General features: G+C 49.6%; 18 protein-coding genes and 1 pseudogene. All 19 read left to right on the forward strand.

What is annotated here, in order from left to right; genetic code table 11:
• Positions 1-99 precede the first annotated feature (99 nt).
• The 19 genes and pseudogenes from A6U95_RS22150 to A6U95_RS22235 all read left to right on the forward strand — a co-directional run bounded on the left by A6U95_RS22150 (position 100) and on the right by A6U95_RS22235 (position 16097).
• Entirely contained in the window at positions 100-2298 is a 2199-nt protein-coding gene (locus A6U95_RS22150) for a phage tail tape measure protein (protein ID WP_065686046.1), read from the forward strand.
• On the forward strand, positions 2295-3614 hold the full coding sequence (locus A6U95_RS22155) for a DNA circularization N-terminal domain-containing protein (protein WP_065686047.1): 1320 nt from the start codon (positions 2295-2297) through the stop codon (positions 3612-3614). Before A6U95_RS22150 ends, A6U95_RS22155 begins: the two co-directional genes overlap by 4 nt.
• Positions 3598-4812, forward strand: coding sequence for a phage baseplate assembly protein (locus A6U95_RS22160; RefSeq protein WP_065686048.1), 1215 nt, complete (start codon positions 3598-3600; stop codon positions 4810-4812). The genes A6U95_RS22155 and A6U95_RS22160 overlap by 17 nt, the downstream gene beginning before the upstream one ends.
• Positions 4802-5455, forward strand: coding sequence for a phage baseplate assembly protein V (locus A6U95_RS22165; protein ID WP_065686049.1), 654 nt, complete (start codon positions 4802-4804; stop codon positions 5453-5455). The genes A6U95_RS22160 and A6U95_RS22165 overlap by 11 nt, the downstream gene beginning before the upstream one ends.
• A 54-nt stretch (positions 5456-5509) precedes the next feature.
• The gene (locus A6U95_RS22170) at positions 5510-5854 is read left to right on the forward strand and encodes a phage GP46 family protein (protein ID WP_065686050.1); all 345 of its coding nucleotides are present in this window, start codon (positions 5510-5512) and stop codon (positions 5852-5854) included.
• Positions 5854-6915: a baseplate J/gp47 family protein gene (locus A6U95_RS22175; RefSeq protein WP_065686051.1), complete on the forward strand. Its 1062-nt coding sequence runs from the start codon at positions 5854-5856 to the stop codon at positions 6913-6915. Before A6U95_RS22170 ends, A6U95_RS22175 begins: the two co-directional genes overlap by 1 nt.
• On the forward strand, positions 6912-7538 hold the full coding sequence (locus A6U95_RS22180; RefSeq protein WP_065686052.1) for a putative phage tail protein: 627 nt from the start codon (positions 6912-6914) through the stop codon (positions 7536-7538). The genes A6U95_RS22175 and A6U95_RS22180 overlap by 4 nt, the downstream gene beginning before the upstream one ends.
• Before the next feature lie 16 nt (positions 7539-7554).
• On the forward strand, positions 7555-8361 hold the full coding sequence (locus A6U95_RS22185; RefSeq protein ID WP_065686053.1) for a phage tail protein: 807 nt from the start codon (positions 7555-7557) through the stop codon (positions 8359-8361).
• Positions 8361-8933 carry a tail fiber assembly protein gene (locus A6U95_RS22190; RefSeq protein WP_065686054.1) on the forward strand — a complete coding sequence of 191 codons (573 nt, stop codon included), beginning with the start codon at positions 8361-8363 and terminating at the stop codon, positions 8931-8933. Before A6U95_RS22185 ends, A6U95_RS22190 begins: the two co-directional genes overlap by 1 nt.
• Positions 8934-8945: 12 nt before the next feature.
• Positions 8946-11201 (forward strand): right-handed parallel beta-helix repeat-containing protein, encoded by a 2256-nt coding sequence (locus A6U95_RS22195; protein WP_065686055.1) that lies wholly within the window; start codon positions 8946-8948, stop codon positions 11199-11201.
• Positions 11202-11367: 166 nt separating this feature from the next.
• Positions 11368-11577 carry an HP1 family phage holin gene (locus A6U95_RS22200; RefSeq protein ID WP_021178175.1) on the forward strand — a complete coding sequence of 70 codons (210 nt, stop codon included), beginning with the start codon at positions 11368-11370 and terminating at the stop codon, positions 11575-11577.
• Entirely contained in the window at positions 11561-12070 is a 510-nt protein-coding gene (locus tag A6U95_RS22205) for a lysozyme (protein ID WP_065686056.1), read from the forward strand. Before A6U95_RS22200 ends, A6U95_RS22205 begins: the two co-directional genes overlap by 17 nt.
• Positions 12067-12414: pseudogene (lysB, locus tag A6U95_RS22210) on the forward strand (Rz-like lysis system protein LysB); the annotation flags it as partial. The gene A6U95_RS22205 and the pseudogene lysB, both read left to right, overlap by 4 nt.
• Entirely contained in the window at positions 12335-12625 is a 291-nt protein-coding gene (gene lysC / locus A6U95_RS31620) for an Rz1-like lysis system protein LysC (protein ID WP_241810711.1), read from the forward strand. The pseudogene lysB and the gene lysC, both read left to right, overlap by 80 nt.
• Positions 12588-13055: a phage tail protein gene (locus tag A6U95_RS22215; RefSeq protein WP_065686058.1), complete on the forward strand. Its 468-nt coding sequence runs from the start codon at positions 12588-12590 to the stop codon at positions 13053-13055. The genes lysC and A6U95_RS22215 overlap by 38 nt, the downstream gene beginning before the upstream one ends.
• The gene (locus A6U95_RS22220; protein ID WP_065686059.1) at positions 13048-13500 is read left to right on the forward strand and encodes a phage virion morphogenesis protein; all 453 of its coding nucleotides are present in this window, start codon (positions 13048-13050) and stop codon (positions 13498-13500) included. The genes A6U95_RS22215 and A6U95_RS22220 overlap by 8 nt, the downstream gene beginning before the upstream one ends.
• 56 nt (positions 13501-13556) lie before the next feature.
• Positions 13557-15041 (forward strand): caspase family protein, encoded by a 1485-nt coding sequence (locus tag A6U95_RS22225; protein WP_065686060.1) that lies wholly within the window; start codon positions 13557-13559, stop codon positions 15039-15041.
• 70 nt (positions 15042-15111) lie between these two features.
• Positions 15112-15753: a phage baseplate assembly protein V gene (locus A6U95_RS22230; protein ID WP_065686061.1), complete on the forward strand. Its 642-nt coding sequence runs from the start codon at positions 15112-15114 to the stop codon at positions 15751-15753.
• Positions 15750-16097 carry a GPW/gp25 family protein gene (locus tag A6U95_RS22235; RefSeq protein WP_065686062.1) on the forward strand — a complete coding sequence of 116 codons (348 nt, stop codon included), beginning with the start codon at positions 15750-15752 and terminating at the stop codon, positions 16095-16097. The genes A6U95_RS22230 and A6U95_RS22235 overlap by 4 nt, the downstream gene beginning before the upstream one ends.
• The last annotated feature ends 2 nt before the right edge of the window (positions 16098-16099 follow it).

The following is a 16099-nucleotide window of genomic DNA, read 5'->3' on the forward strand; positions in this document are numbered from 1 at the left end:
CAACGCCCTCTACCGGCTGCATGGCAAGAAGCCCGCTGCAGCTGGTAAAACCACCCAAACCCGCCGCGTTAAGTCCAAGCGCCAGAAAAGGAGATAGCCATGCGTAATCTTGCCCTGGCGTTAACTCTATCCGCCAAGGATGCCGCCTCTAAAGTCCTGCGCCAGGCAATGCAGGATGGCATCAAGCAGACCAAAGCCGCAGAGAAAGCCGGTGATAACCTGGCCAAGTCGCAACAACAGAATGCGGCTACCGGCGTCCGGGCATCACGTACCCTTGCAGATGAATATCGCCGCTCATCCAGCGCCCGCTCTACGCTGGGCATCCGCTCCGAGCGGGAGATCCAGCGTGAGATCCAACAGACTCAGGCGGCGTACCAGCGCTTGACCCGGAGCGGTGTCATGTCCGCCAACGAGCAGAGCCGAGCCTTTTCTACCATGACGCAACGCGTCGGGCGTCTGCGTGATGAGCTCAAAGGGACAGGCAACGAATTGAGCCGCATGGAGCGTGCTCGCGGCTGGGGCTCTAACGTCATGGCCATCGCGGGTGGAGTCGCTGCAGCGGGTGCCGTTGTTGCTCAGCCAGTCAAAAACCAGATGAGCTATGAACAGCGCCTGGCGAACATGGCCAATACAGCCTACGCCGAACAAGGTGTGACTGGCCGTAGGGCTGGTATGCAAAGCATGGATCAGTTAATTCGACAAGCGGTAACGAATGGAGGGGGTACAAAGGAAGGTGCTGCTGATACGCTTGACTCATTGCTTGCTTCCGGTGCAGTCAGCATGGATTCAGCGAAAACGTTATTGCCCCTTATTCAGCGTTACTCTACTGCCACAGGAGCAGCCCCCACGGACTTGGCGCAAATTGCTATCCGGGCGAAACAAACTTTCGGTATCCAGGACAGTGATATGGGAAAGGCTTTTAATATGGCCATTTCCGCAGGCCAATCTGGCTCATTTGAATTAGCAGACATGGCCAAGTGGTTACCGCAACAACTTGCCGCCGCCAGTAATATCGGCATGAAAGGGCTAGACGATTTTTCTGTTCTTCTTGGTGCTAATCAGGCTGCAGCAATTACTGCAGGGACAAGTGATGAAGCGGGTAATAACGTCGTAAACCTGTTGGCTAAAATATCGAGCTCAGATGCGGCAAAAGCGGCTGCAAAAATTAAAGTAAATGGTAAGGGTATTGACCTCCCAGGAAGTCTTTCAGCTGCTCGCGGTAAAGGGATTAATACGCTCGATGCGTTTGTCGGTATAATTGATAAAGTTGTTGGTAGTAATCCTGCCTACAAAAAACTCGAGGGTAAACTCAGCACAGCACAGGGTGGTGAACGTCAAGAAACAATCGAGTCAATGGCCAAAATTCTAGAGGGCTCAGCGGTGGGTGAAATGATTTCAGACCGCCAAGCCCTTATGGCATTAATCGGTTATCGCAGTAATAAGAAGTATGCAAAAGATGTTATTGGTGATGCAAATAAACAACGAACGTTGCCAGCAGGACAAACAGCGGGCGACCTTAACTATGAACTAATTTCTGGCACCAATGCGTTTAAAGTTGAGCAATTAGATAATGCGCGTGACTTTGGTCAGATAGATGCAATTAAACCGCTCTCTGATACTTTGGGTAGCCTGTCATCTGTATTGGCGGATTACGCAAAAAGTTATCCGGGATTAACTACCGCACTCTCTGGGGCTGAAATAGCAATAAAAGCGATGACGGACGCTGCTGTTGTATTTGCAGGTATCAAGTTTTTTTCCGGCAGTGGTGGGAAATCCGGTGGTGGGCTTGGCATACCAGGGATGCCAGGGGGATTAGGTGGCGGAGTTCCTACAGGGGGCGCAATCCCTGTTTATGTCACTAACTGGCAAGATGGTGGTAAAGAGAAGAATGGCTTACTTGAGTCTGCCTCTAATTTACCTGGGCCAGTGGGGGCCGCTGCTGGCAGCGCATCATTTGTATTAGCGCTTACTGATGAGTTAGACAGCAAGAAAAAGGAAGCGGAATCCAAGGGAGTATCAATTGGCGATCTCTTTATTCAAGAAATGCAAAAGGAAAAAAAACCGTTATTTGATATTGATCCGGCCTCCTGGTTCAGTCCACCAACCACTATTGGCACTGGGCCTGGTGGTGTCGCCGCATTCGGTAGCCCATCTTATTTGACACCGGCTGTTAATCAGAAGCCGCAGCCTATTCAGGTTACGACAAAAGTGGTGCTAGATGAACGCGTGCTGGCCGAAACCGTCAATGAATACAACAACAATCAGGCTGGGCGCGGGCCAACAGGAATGAACCCATGAGCTGGAATGAAAGCATGTTGGATGCCTCATTTCGGGGCATAACCTTTGATGTCATCAATACCCGCGATACGTTCGCCAGGGACGTTGCGCAGTATGAATACCCGTTTGTTGATGGCGGTGACGTTGAAGACCTGGGCCGCAAGCCACGTAACCTGCGTATGACCGCGCTGTTCTGGGGGGATGATTACGAGAGTCGCCTGCAGGCGTTCCTGGTCGAACTGGACAAGAAAGGCAGCGGTGAGCTGATCCATCCGGTATTTGGCTCCATGCCGAAAATGCAGCTGATTGAGTGCCAGGTATCTCACGAAGCAGAGAACGTCGATTACTGCGTGGTTGAACTGGTCTTCATTGAGGCAGCGACCAACGTGCCGTTCTTTGGCCAGGAATACCCTACGGCCCAGGCAGACGCCATCTTTAACAAGGTACAGTCAGCGCTGGATAAAGAGCAGACATTGCTCGATAACGCACTGGCCCCGTTGCGAACCTCGCAACGATTAATGGCCAAGGCGAAGGCACTGGCGGCGACCTCACTCAACATGATCACCATCTTCCGCAGTGACATAACCGGCTTTGTCAGCAGCACCACGGACTTTATCAACTACCCTGGGGCGTATATGGCTGACCTGCAGAGTGCGCTCAGTCTGACGTCTAGCAACTCAGCCTCCAGCGTTCGCAACAATGTCGGCACCTACGCCAGCCCGCAAGTGGCCAACATCATTGTTGCGGATTGGAATGAAGGACGTAACCAATTAGCCACCGTGGCCGAACTGCCCGCCGCGCTGGCCTCGGGGGAACGCACCGCCCCGTTACCCATGCCTATCATCATCACTGAGGGGGATATCGCCGAACTGGTGGTGTTGACCTATTTGCAGATGTCCCTGCAGTTGGCGCTTGATGCTGCCGATCTGCTTGGTGACGAGTCGGTTAATGCCGCCTTATCACCGGCTGACATCGAGCTGGTTGCCAATGACACCCGCCAGGCACTGCAGAACGCCATCGACAAGCATCGCGAATTGTATGAGGCGACAACACAAGCGGTCAGTGCCAGCACAACCGACGTCGGGATCACCTGGCAACCGGTAGTCAATGAGCTAAAGGAGATCGCGCTATCCGTCCAGCAACTGGCGGCCGCTATCATCACCACTCGCCCTCCACTGATACAGCGCAAGGTTGAGAGTGTAAGCAATCTGCATCTGTTGGCACACTTGTGGTATGGGGACTATGCCCGCGCCGTGGAGCTGGTACGCCTTAACCCACAGATCCGCAATCCTAACGCGCTACAGCCTGGAGATATGCTCTATGCCTACGCCAGATAATACTGTCAGTATCGTAATTGCAGGCCGTTTGCACAGTGCCTGGAGCCGCTATCAGATAGACAGCGATTTCCTGATCCCTTCCGATGCCTGGAGTGTAACCCTCGGCCTACCAGGTGGCACATTCCCGACTTACGTCGAACGGGGCGCGCCGGTGACGGTAAAAATCGGTACTGATACCGTCATGGTCGGCCGTGTAGCCAAGGTACAACGCCGAGTATCGCGCCAGCAGATGAGCCTCAGCCTTACCGGCTGCGATGGCGCTAAAGTCCTGGTGGATTGTGCCTCCCCCATATTCACCTCCCGGCAGTTGAGCCTGGAGGAAGTGATCGCCAATGTTGTCCGGCCGCTGGGGATCACCCACATTCGCATCGATGCTGAGAGTTCGATCCGTAGCGATAAGGTGGCCGTTGAGCCTGGCGAACGGGCCTGGGATACGCTGGTACGTGCTGCCGCTGGTCGTGGCCTGTGGCCGTGGTTTGAACCGGATGGCACGCTGGTGATCGGTGGGCCAGACTACACCACAGAGCCGGTGGCCACACTGGTGATGAACCTGGACGGCCGGGGCAATAACATCCTCGACCTCAGCGATACATCCTCTATCGATGGCACGTACTCAGAGCTGACTATCCTGGCCCAGGGCCATGCTCAGGGCTCCAAGTCTTCAGCGGAGCTCGGCATCGTTGAGGTGGATACCTTCTCTGCCATGGCGGCTACAGATGAGGCAGGCGATGAGGATGAACCAGATACAGCCTCATCTATTGGTTCCCCGGAAACGGGTTTCCATGGCCTGAAAGCCGTTGTGCGTGATCCGACTGTGCCGTATTACCGGCCGCAAGTGATGGTGGTCGGTGATGCTGATAACCTGGATCAGGTACGCTACCGCGCCCGGAAAGCGATGGCGGATGCCCGCTTGAGTGGCTATGACCTGGTGGCCATCGTCAAAGGGCATCGCACTGAGGCTGGCCAACTCTGGAAGCCTGGCCAACGTATCCGCATCAAAAGCGAGCCACACGGCATTGATAGCGTTTATTTCCTGATGGGCCGCGAGTTCACTGGCGGCCGCCCCGATAACACCGTGACCACCTTGCGCCTCAAAGAAGATGGGATCTGGATACCGGATGCCTATCCGAAAAAGCGCAAGACCAAGAAACGGAAATCCAAAATGAATAAAGAGTTGGCGATTGTCGATGTGGAATAATGTTGAACAGCGTATTAACCGTGCTTTAAACGGTATTCGAAAAGCCTTCCGTGGGGTGTTAACCCGTGTCAATAGCAGCGGCCAGGTACAGACTCTGCAGGGGGAAGGACTTGCTGGCGAACAGCTGCAGGACAACGAACTGTTCCAGCATTACGGGTTCACCTCTCATCCTTTGCCAGGGACAACTGCTATTGTGCTCCCCCTGGGCGGCCTAACCTCCCACGCGATTGTTATTGCTACCGAGCATGGTATTTATCGCCTCAAGGAATTGCGGCCAGGTGAGGTGGCATTATATACCGATGAAGGTGCAAAGGTTGTTCTTAAACGAGGCCGTATTATTGAAGTGGATTGCGATATATACCGCGTTAATTGTAAGACCTATGAGGTTAACGCGGAGAATAACGCAGACTTTAATACCCCGATGGTCAATGCCAGCCAGGAAGTGACCGCGCAAGAAAAAATAACCGGCAATGGGGGTATGGCAATTAAGGGTGGTAATGGTGCAACCTTTGAGGGTAATATCAAGCAGCAAAGTGGCAGCTTTAATACCGATGGCGATGTGAAAGCAGGTTCAGTCTCCCTCGTTGGCCATGAGCATCCTAACGGCGAAGGCGGAAATCCAACCGGCAAGCCAATTCAATAATGCACTGAACCCCTTCACCTGATTTATTCCCCCTCCAGCCGCCACTATGGCGGCATGGAAATGCACATTGATCCACTCTCAGGCGATTACTCAGGCCAGCTTACTACGCTGGCAAACGCTGTTTATTTACGCCTAAAGACGCCGCTCGGTTCCTATTGGGCTATTCCCTCTTTGGGATCGCTTCTACATACCCTCAAGCGTGAGAAGGATGTCTCACGTGTGAACAAGTTGGCCGTGCAATATTCCGAGCAGGCACTGCAACCCATTATTGATGATGGCCGGGCCACGAAAATAACGATAACGGCATCACGACCTAAACCAGGTTGGATGGTCTTGTTGATCGTCGTAGAGAGTGCCAGCGGCCAGGAAACATTTAAGCATCCAGTGAGGGTCATCTAATGCCGCATTTTACCCCCGATATTGCTGCCATCCGCGATGCGCTGTTGCGTGATATCCGTAACCAGTTACCCGATGCCAACGTCGGCGAGGACAGCGACTATTTTATTCGAGCTGCCTCGGTGGCCAGTGTGGCCGAGGGGATCTATCAGGATCAGGGTTGGATTGTCCGGCAAATCTTCCCGGATACGGCCGATACCGAATACCTGGAGTTGCATTGCAGGACACGTAATATCACGCGTAAAGCCGCTAACACGGCATCAGGGCCAATTTCATTAACCGGCGAACCACGAGCTACTGCAGCAGCCGGGTTGACGATTACCCGTGATAGCGCGTCCTGGTCAACCATTGAAGCGGTTACCCTGGACGCTAGCGGGAACGGTACGGCCATAGCACGTGCCAGCGTTCCCGGCGCAAGCGGGAATACTGCTGCAGTAATGTCGGGGATGTTGACCACAACACCGAATGGCTTCGATAGCACGGTGATAATTGGTGTTATGGGCGGGGGTACGGATCAAGAATCTGACAGCGAACTGCTGGCCCGCCTGCTGGAAGTGATCCGCCGCCCCCCTGCAGGCGGTAACAAGTACGATTACAAGCGTTGGGCTCTGGAGGTTGCAGGCGTGTCGTCTGCTTATGTTTATCCTTTACGCCGTGGCTTGGGTACTGTGGACGTTCTGATCACCTCAGCCGATGGCTTGCCGTCTGCTGAGGTCATAGAACGAACATGGGCATACATCGAGGAATTACGTCCCGTCACCGCAAAAGATTTTATTGTTCTTTCGCCATCAATTAAGATATTCAATATCGACATTAAAGTATCGTTAAATGGATTAACGGTCGAAGACGCCACCGAACAGATTAAAAAAACGCTGGAAAATTTCGTTAACCGTTTAGAACCTGGTGCAACTTTTGTTCGCAGCCAGGCAGGAACACAAATTTCACTTATAGCCGGTATTGTTGATTGCGAGATTACCTTTCCGCACACCAATGTCGTACCCGTTATTGATGCATTTAAAGTGGAATGGTTAAAACTGGATGAAATCACAGTGAGCCTACTATGAGTTACGGCACGTTGTTATCTCTGTTACTGCCTCAGGAGAGTTACAGCGTTGAGCAACCTCATTTAGCGGCTGAATTACATGCCGAAGGTAATGCGCTGGATAAAACGGTGTTTTATGCCAAACAAGCATTAAATGGCGTCACGCCTTTTTTTGCTGGTGACTTGCTCGCCGATTGGGAACGGGTTGTTGGCCTTACTCCAGCAATTGACGAGTCGTATCAATCTCGTCTGGCGCATGTACTTGCCAAACTGTCAGAAGTCGGTGGGCTCAGCATTCCATATTTTACGCAACTTGCCGCGAATATGGGCTATACCATTACTATTGATGAGTTTGAACCATTTCGGGCTGGTGTTAACAGAGTCGGTGATACGATTTACTCAGCGGATATTATATGGGTATGGCGAGTTAACTTACGTAACTTTGTCATTCCGGCATTTAGATTCATGGCGGGATTATCTGTTGCAGGTGAACGCTTGACCATGTTTGGTGATCCAGTTATTGAAAATATGTTCAATGACCTGAAGCCAGCGCATACATTCGTTTACTTTACTTACTCTGATTCAGAAATAGGGTTGTTGTTTTACGACGGCGTTATCTCGTTTGACGGCAGTCATGACTTTTAAAATCAATGGATACTTTATGAAGAATACTATCCCCCCAATTGATTCTGTAGATGGCCTGTTTCACGATGGTAACCCGATGACAGGCGCACTGGGTACTATCGTCACTGCCGAGTTCTTGAATAACGTTCAAGGAGCAACAATCAGCACCCAAAATGAAATTATTTCTGTATTAAATAAAGCAGGGTTGCAGGCTGATAGTAATAAAAACGATCAACTCCTAGCCGCATTAACTCTACTGATCGCGACGGGTGGATTGTCTGTTGCGCCTACAGGGATGCCAATACCGTGGCCCAGTGACACTATCCCTACTGGTTTTGTATTAATGGTTGGGCAAACATTTGATAAAAATCAATTTCCGTTACTGGCCCTTGCGTACCCTACAGGGATTATCCCAGATATGCGTGGCTGGGTGATAAAGGGAAAGCCGTCAAGTGGTCGGAATCTTTTATCCCAGGAGCTAGATGGCAATAAATTACATACGCACACGGCCAGTTCAGACACGGTTAATTTGGGGACTAAATACACCAGCACGTTTGATTATGGGACGAAATCTACGACAGCGGATGGCAGTCACGTTCATGGTGGTGTTCCTGCAAAAACTTGGAATTACCAGTTGGGAGGGAATAATACTGTTAAATTTCATCCCAATGATGAAGGTTCCACAGATGCTGCTGGAACTCATAGTCACCTTGTGCCAATTGGTGCGCATAGCCACTCTGTTGATTTGGGGTCGCACGGTCACAATATCACCGTCGCAGCTGTCGGTAATACTGAAACCACTGTTAAAAACATTGCTTTTAACTATATTGTGAGATTAGCATAATGAATACATTTAATGATGAAAGTCAAACCGTTCGTGTATATAACTACAGAGCTGATACAGGTGAGTTCGTTAGTGAGAGTGATGCTTTTATCCCAGCAGGGACGGGATTACCTGCTTATTGCACAAGGTTACTTCCACCAGTTGCAAAATTAGGCTATGCCATTGTCTTTAATGGGACAAGCTGGGGGGTTGTACAAGACTATAGGGGCCAAAGTGTTTACAGCATACTTGATAGTCTTTCATTTACTATTTCTGAGCTCGGCCCCCTCCCTGAGAATACTACACTCATCAAGCCTGATAGTATTTTTGACGAGTGGAATGGTAATGGGTGGGTTAAGAATGAGAAAAAAGAGATTGAATTTAACATCAAAAAATCGGAGGAAACAAGGTCTAATTTACTCTCTGATGCATCATTAAAAATTAGTTATTGGCAAACCAAGTTGCTCCTCGGAACCATCAAGGAAGATGAGAAGTCAATACTTTCCGTATGGATTGATTATATTGACGCTATTAATGCCATCGACTTATCAAAAGGTAACGATGTTGTATGGCCTGATTTACCAACAGTGTAAGCGAGTAAAAAGATGAGCAATAAAAATCCTCCTGGTTGGGTTGATTCAATCTATCAAATTAAAACGACTGACAGAGTACAAGGTGGGCCTAATGGTGTCATTAACGCCGCACCAATACAATTGGCACAGCGTACAGATGCATTAAAAGGCGGACTGAATTTTGTTACGACCTTATCTGGTGAGGATGTTCAATTTGTTGGCTCGTTTGCTGAGGGTTTTACATTAACGAATGCAAACCAGGCATTACGCAATTCTGATAGTACGTTTTATGTGTGGAACGGTCAGTTTGATAAAGTCGTCCCACCTGGTTCCACACCGGAAACTACGGGTGGCATCGGTGACCATGCGTGGAAAGATATCGCCAATCTGACGTTGCGTACCCAGGTAGCAGCAATCGATGGTTTGAAAAATATAGGCCGTTGCCCTGACATTGCAACATTGAGACAGACTGAACCAACCCAGGAAATGCAATTAATTGATGTAGCAGAGTATATGTCGGGATGGTTTCATGGTGGTGGCTATTATTCTTATGACGCAATGGATACGGAAAGTGAGGATAATGGAGGTAGTATTATTGTCACTAGCGGAGGAGCTCGCTGGAAGGCGTTAAAATCAGACTATCTACCAGGAGATTTTGGGGCTATCGGTGGTGATGAAGATGCCGATACTCGCGCACTTCAATTAATGTTTGATTCGAAGGAAAACATCGCGCCCGTTACAGGCGATTTCGCACTTAAAAATTTCAACCGGCCATCCGCCGGATTTGATAGCTGGATGACCTATAATTATACATTGCGGCTAGATGGCTACCACGGTTACTCAGATTTTAGCAAATCAACCATATCCCTTCCTGAGGGAGTTGCTCGAATAACTGCCGTTATCATTACCAATTCCAGCGGAACAATCGTGCTTCCAAAAATATTTGGTAATATGCAAGGCACAACTATGCCTTTTAATTATATTGATGATGGGGCAATCAGAGTTGGAGCAGGATGCAAGCATTTGACTATTGTTGGCTCTGGTATATATCACTATCCTGGACATGGCATTGTCGTGAGGCATTATTTGCAAGATGGTATTTCTTCACTAGATGAAGGAATTCCATATGACATTACTATTATTGCGAATGATATTCGCCACTGCTGGCAGTCTGGTATTGTTCTAATTACAGGTAACACTATTCGCGTCCGTGACTTTGATGTTCAGTATTCTGGCTCTACACAAAATGCTAACGGGCGAGTGGCAACAGTTGGGCATAATATACATTGTGAAGGTGTTGCAGGGGCTGGCGGGTTAAATAACCTCTTAAGAAATGTGTCTATTTACAATGGTAACTCATTCAATGCGCGTATGCATGGCCTGATGGCGCATACAGCTATTGACAATTTAAGAGTGTACGATAACAACTTCCAGTATAACGTTTTAGATGGTGCTAGGTATGAAGGGGCGACACATAGCCTTCGTTCGAATGGAAATAAATACTCAAATAATGGAAGTCGCGGGGTTACGTTTAATAACGGCTCACTGACTGCTGCTGGTTTCCCAGAAAAGCAACACGATGCTTGGTTTAGTGACACGTATGAACATAATGGTGATGATGGGTTTACAGATTTGTCTGGTAGTAAAGGGCTGAATATATCGGGCACAATTGGACTAAATGGCGGGCACGGTATTACATTGCAAGAGAATGGATTGCAGACGCTAAGCAACATGGTTATCTACAACAATGGTAAAGGAGCAACATCACAAAAATACGGCATAAATGGTGGTGCGTCGTCATATTCAAACATCAGAATTTATAATGATGATCCGGCATTGTACAACCAAAAAGCGTTCAACTTTAGAGGGGTTTGCTCCGCAAGAGGAATTACTACCGACGAAAATTCTTCAACATTTGATGTTCTTGACGGTCATCCCGGTAACTTCCCAGAAAACGACGGGAACTTACGTCTAAGTAGCGTTTATGGACGCATCGTAGGACGGAAGATGTACGTTATGAACAAGGGTGCTGGCGGTTGGAGGATGCCAAACACTTACGATCATATTGAAATTGGTTTTACAGCACCTGCCGACATGCTCTTCCCCGCGCCAACAGAGAAAAATACTCAGGTTTCTTTCACTCTAGCAATCACAACCGGAGTGGCCTATGTGAAGATTCTACAAGGACAGGGGACAGTTAATGGAGTTACTCAGTTTGAAGTCAAAGGGGGAGTTTCGTATAAGCTATTGTATGATTCGTCGACAAATTTAAAGGTGACTGTAATTTAAATTTACGCTTAGGCGATTTATTTTGCACTACCAGAAAACCGTGATTCTATAGTGCAAAATTTAGCAGCTATTAGTGCAAAAAAAAACGCCGCGCTACAACCGCCGTCACGCTGCCAGTGATGGAGACTGCCCCGGCAACCGAAACCGTTCAGCTATGGGATTAAGCATGGAGAAAATTACCTCGTTCTTTGCCTATGCGGTGGCCGTGATGTTGGCCTGGGTGGGCAAGTATTCTGCGCAGGATATTGCGCTGATTGTCGGTGCTACGGTGGGGGTGGGCACCTTTGCCATCAACTGGTATTACCGCCGGAAAAGCTATCTGTTGCTCAAGCGGGCCGGTGTTCAAAAGGAGGTTATCGATGTCCTCAATCGTTAAGCGTTGCAGCGTGGCGGCGGTGCTGCTGTTGGCTGTACTGTTGCCTGACTTTTCGCAACTGCGCACCTCGCTAGGTGGGCTGGAGCTGATTGCCAACCTGGAAGGGTGCCGCCTGAGTCCATACCAGTGCAGTGCCGGGGTATGGACTAGCGGCATTGGCCACACCGCCGGGGTTAAGCCGGGGCAAGTCATCAGCGAGCGCGACGCTGCTGTCAATCTGGTGGCGGATGTTATGCAGGTTGAGCGCAGGCTTGCGCAATGTATGCAGGTGGTCATGCCGCAGCCGGTTTACGACGCGGTGGTCAGCTTTGCTTTTAACGTCGGCACCGGGGCGGCGTGCAAGTCCACGCTGGCGCATTTCATCAATCAGCAGCAATGGCCGCAGGCGTGCAATCAGCTCCCGCGTTGGGTGTATGTCAATGGCGTGAAGTCTGCCGGGCTGGCCAACCGGCGCGCCAGTGAGCGCACGCTGTGCATGACGGGGGCGCAATGAAAACGTTGATTACGTTGCTGGTGCTGGCCGTCGTGGCGGTGTGGTGGATAGGGCGGGAAAACCGCGAACTGACCCGCTCACTGTCCGACGCAACCCAAACCATCGGAAAGCAAAAAAAAGCGCTGCAAGTCTCGCAGAAAGCGCTGACAGAACTGGAGGCCCGCACTCGCAGCAACGAGCGGGCGCAGGTGCTGTTGCGTGAGCAGCGTGACACCGCCGAGGCATTGGCTAACCGCCGCAATCAAACCATCACGAGGCTCCTCAATGAGAATGAAGCTCTGCGCCGCTGGTATGTTTCTCCTCTGCCTGATGATGTTATCAGGCTGCACCGCCGCCCCAGATTTGCCACCCCCGACGATTATCTACGCTGGATGTCCGAGGGTCAGCAGTTGCCCGATACCGGAAAGCCAACCGACCACCAACGGGGCGTTAAGTGAGGATGTCCGCCAGCTTGAGCGCGCCTTGGTGAGCTGCGCGCAGCAGGTCGAGACCGTGAAACACTGCCAGGAGGAATTAGATGCTCAAGCCGAAAAGCCTGCGCAAAGCGCTGAATGACGCAGTGCCGGTGCTGAAAGCCAACCCCGAAATGCTGCGCATCTTTATCGACAGCGGGTCGATTGGGGCCACATTGGCGGCCTCGTTGTCGTTCGAAAACCGCTACACGCTCAACGTGGTGGTAACGGATTTCACCCGTGACCTTGATTTGCTGTTGGTGCCAGTGGGGGCATGGTTACGGGAAAACCAACCCGACATCATGACCACTGACGAGGGCAAAAAACAGGGCTTTACCTACATCGCCGACATCAACAATAACGACAGTGTTGACGTGAGTATCAGCCTGCGCCTGACTGAGCGCACGATTGTCAAAGAGGTTGACCGGGCGTTGCATGTGTCGCACGCCCCAGAGCCACCACCGCCGGTGCCGGTGGTGCGCCCTATGCAACTCTACATCCACGGCGAGCTAGTGAGCGAATGGGATGAGTGAGCTTAAACCCTTTGATGACAAGCTGGCGGCACTGATTGCCAGTCTGTCACCGGCCAGCCGCCGCAAGATGGCAGCCGAGATTGCCAAGCAGCTCCGCGCCAGTCAGCAGCAGCGCATCAAGCGCCAGCAGGCACCCAACGGCACCCCGTATGCCAGTCGCCGCCAGCCGGTGCGTGGTAAAAAGGGCCGGGTTAAGCGGGCTATGTTCGCCAAGCTGCGTACCAATCGCTACATGAAAGTCTCTAGCAGCAGTAACGAGGCGTTAGTTGAGTTTGTTGGTCGGGTGCAACGCATTGCGCGGGTGCATCAGGAGGGATTGATAGATAAACCAACTAAATATAGTAAAAAAATGAGGTATGAAAAACGTGAACTGCTTGGCTTCCAAATTGATGCTCGAGATCAAATCTTAGAAATAATTGCGGATAACATTGCAAGCTTGTGTTGAAGTTTTTCTGGGCCTACTACACTATGTATGAGTCTAATAATAGAGTGGGAACTCTTATGAAAATTGCGATATTGATAGGTGTAAGCGATTATAAAACTCAGGATAACCTTATAGCAAGTAAAAAAGATGTATTCCTGATGAGGGCGATTTTAACGGCTGGCGGATTATATGACTCAATTTTATTTATCGATGACCAGACAAATACACAAGAAGTTAAAAGAAAGTTGACTGAATTCATTAAAGATAATATAGGTAATGAAATTGATGAGTTGTTCTTTTATTTTAGTGGGCATGGATATTTTAATGGCTCTGAGTTTCATTATGTAATGTCAGACTTTGAAGCAAAGAGAATGAAAGCGACGTCACTTGAAAATTCAGAGCTTGACGTGATGATTAAATCATTGTCACCATCGCTTACCATAAAGATAGTAGATGCTTGTAATTCTGGTGTGCCCTATATTAAAGATCCACTAGCATTGGAAAAGTACATAGATAGTTCTAAGCAGGGGTTCGATAGATGTTACTTCATGCATTCCTCTGGAGGAACGCAATCATCTTACGCTGACAACAATCTCAGTTATTTTACTAGGGCGATTGGTGAGGCTGTACTGAATGTAAGTAGTGATAAAATTAGATATAAAGATATTATAGATTACGTTTCTGATAAGTTTGATGGTAATGATGGGCAAACCCCTATTTTTATAAATCAAGCACCCTTTACTGAGGTTTTTTTAAATATAAGGCCTGATTTTAAAAAGGAAATAGAACAGCTTTTATTAAATTATTCACCTGAGGTTGAGATGGCCTTCGGGTCCAAGAAGTTATCACTAAAGGAACTTATTGAGCAAGACGCTAGGAGGTATTTCACGAAGGAAAGAGCCATGGTTGTATATAATGAAATATCTAATTTGATTTTAAGTAAATTCACCTTGAGTGGGGAGTTAAAAGACTTATTCGATTTGCAGGTAATGAAACACTCTAATTATAATATGATGCCTAATCCAAAAATGATCGCTGGGTGGGTGAATAAAAACAATGATGAATTGTTTGTTAAGGTCATTTTGGGAAGGGAGAATGTGACTAGAAAAGTAAGGAAAGTCAACTCTTTTTCAGCACTCACTATACAGGCCATGGGCTATTCTGATGAGGATAATTATAGACTTGTAAATGAAACGGTTAGCGTCCCCGTTAGTATAGAAGCTACAACTGACGTTGATTATAATGTGATGGAGGTGTTTGCAAAGTCTAAATACCCAAACCTGAATAGTATGGTGATGTATATATTACCATTGCTATCCAGAACAAAGGTGGTTATTTTCTCGACGGTTGCGCACTATAAGTCGTCAGATTGGGATGCGGAAAGTCTAGTGGCAGAAAGTAGCAAGTGGGTCACGAAAAACATTGAATTATGTAAGACTGAAGAACTCGCTGAACATATCTCAGAACTGGTAACATCTTTTGAAGACTCCATTATTACTCCATTAATGGATACTTTCAGCCCTTTGAACTCTCAAAGTCACGAGAGTACTGAAAATAGTTAGTCTTGTTGTCTGAGCTTCCATACCTGCCATATTAATTGCCGCTGGATCTTTCTGGCGGCATCCTTTCCCTATGAAAACACTCGAAACCCTCTCAGAACTGGCTCGCGCAGTGCGCAACCTCATCCGCATCGGCGTCGTTGTTGATGTCGATATCGATGAGGCACGTTGCCGCATCCAAACCGGTGGCAATACTACCGACTGGTTGAACTGGCTTACCTGCCGCGCCGGGCGCTCGCGCACATGGTGGGCACCGTCCATTGGCGAGCAGGTGCTTGTGTTGGCTCTCGGTGGTGAGCTGGATACCGCTTTTGTGCTGCCGGGTATTTATTCCGATGACAATCCGCCGCCGTCGGTCTCTGCCGATGCGTTCCACGTCAGTTTTCCTGATGGCGCTGTGATTGAGTACGAGCCGGAAACCGGCGCGCTCACTGTCACCGGCATCAAAACGGCGAACGTGACCGCCTCCGAGTCGGTCACCGTTACGGTGCCGGTGGTGACGATCAACGCCAGCGAGAAAATCACCCTGGCCACGCCGGAGGTGGTCTGCACCCACAAGCTGACCACCGGCACGCTGGAAGTGCAGAAAGGCGGCGAGATGAAAGGGAATATCAGCCATTCCGGCGGCACCTTCAAATCTAATAACGTGCAGATAGATAACCACGGCCACGGTGGCGTGCAGAGCGGCGGTGGCTGGACGGAGGGCACAAAATGACGGCGCGCTACAGCGGCATGAGCCGCGACACCGGCATCGAGTTAACCGACCTTGACCACATTCGCCAAAGCGTGCGTGACATTCTCATCACACCGATTGGATCGCGCGTGATGCGCCGTGAGTACGGCTCTTTGCTATCAGCCCTGATTGACCAGCCGCAAAACGCAGCGGTCAAGCTGCAAGTGATGGCCGCCTGCTACGTGGCAATCCTGAAATGGGAGCCGCGCATCAGCCTGACGGCCATCACGTTCGAGAGCTATTTCAATGGCCAAATGGTCGTTGATATCACCGGCGAGCGCCGCGACGCCAGCGGCACATTTTCCTTAACCGTCCCCTTGAGCTGATA

It is taken from the genome of Serratia sp. 14-2641 (assembly GCF_001692375.1).
GTDB lineage: Bacteria > Pseudomonadota > Gammaproteobacteria > Enterobacterales > Enterobacteriaceae > Chania > Chania fonticola_C.

Excerpts from the sequence above, each read along its gene's own strand:
- A6U95_RS22150 (WP_065686046.1), top strand. The coding sequence starts at position 100 with ATGCGTAATCTTGCCCTGGCGTTAACTCTATCCGCCAAGGATGCCGCC.
- A6U95_RS22155 (WP_065686047.1), top strand. The coding sequence starts at position 2,295 with ATGAGCTGGAATGAAAGCATGTTGGATGCCTCATTTCGGGGCATAACC.
- A6U95_RS22160 (WP_065686048.1), top strand. The coding sequence starts at position 3,598 with ATGCCTACGCCAGATAATACTGTCAGTATCGTAATTGCAGGCCGTTTG.
- A6U95_RS22165 (WP_065686049.1), top strand. The coding sequence starts at position 4,802 with ATGTGGAATAATGTTGAACAGCGTATTAACCGTGCTTTAAACGGTATT.
- A6U95_RS22170 (WP_065686050.1), top strand. The coding sequence starts at position 5,510 with ATGGAAATGCACATTGATCCACTCTCAGGCGATTACTCAGGCCAGCTT.
- A6U95_RS22175 (WP_065686051.1), top strand. The coding sequence starts at position 5,854 with ATGCCGCATTTTACCCCCGATATTGCTGCCATCCGCGATGCGCTGTTG.
- A6U95_RS22180 (WP_065686052.1), top strand. The coding sequence starts at position 6,912 with ATGAGTTACGGCACGTTGTTATCTCTGTTACTGCCTCAGGAGAGTTAC.
- A6U95_RS22185 (WP_065686053.1), top strand. The coding sequence starts at position 7,555 with ATGAAGAATACTATCCCCCCAATTGATTCTGTAGATGGCCTGTTTCAC.
- A6U95_RS22190 (WP_065686054.1), top strand. The coding sequence starts at position 8,361 with ATGAATACATTTAATGATGAAAGTCAAACCGTTCGTGTATATAACTAC.
- A6U95_RS22195 (WP_065686055.1), top strand. The coding sequence starts at position 8,946 with ATGAGCAATAAAAATCCTCCTGGTTGGGTTGATTCAATCTATCAAATT.
- A6U95_RS22200 (WP_021178175.1), top strand. The coding sequence starts at position 11,368 with ATGGAGAAAATTACCTCGTTCTTTGCCTATGCGGTGGCCGTGATGTTG.
- A6U95_RS22205 (WP_065686056.1), top strand. The coding sequence starts at position 11,561 with ATGTCCTCAATCGTTAAGCGTTGCAGCGTGGCGGCGGTGCTGCTGTTG.
- lysC (WP_241810711.1), top strand. The coding sequence starts at position 12,335 with ATGAGAATGAAGCTCTGCGCCGCTGGTATGTTTCTCCTCTGCCTGATG.
- A6U95_RS22215 (WP_065686058.1), top strand. The coding sequence starts at position 12,588 with ATGCTCAAGCCGAAAAGCCTGCGCAAAGCGCTGAATGACGCAGTGCCG.
- A6U95_RS22220 (WP_065686059.1), top strand. The coding sequence starts at position 13,048 with ATGAGTGAGCTTAAACCCTTTGATGACAAGCTGGCGGCACTGATTGCC.
- A6U95_RS22225 (WP_065686060.1), top strand. The coding sequence starts at position 13,557 with ATGAAAATTGCGATATTGATAGGTGTAAGCGATTATAAAACTCAGGAT.
- A6U95_RS22230 (WP_065686061.1), top strand. The coding sequence starts at position 15,112 with ATGAAAACACTCGAAACCCTCTCAGAACTGGCTCGCGCAGTGCGCAAC.
- A6U95_RS22235 (WP_065686062.1), top strand. The coding sequence starts at position 15,750 with ATGACGGCGCGCTACAGCGGCATGAGCCGCGACACCGGCATCGAGTTA.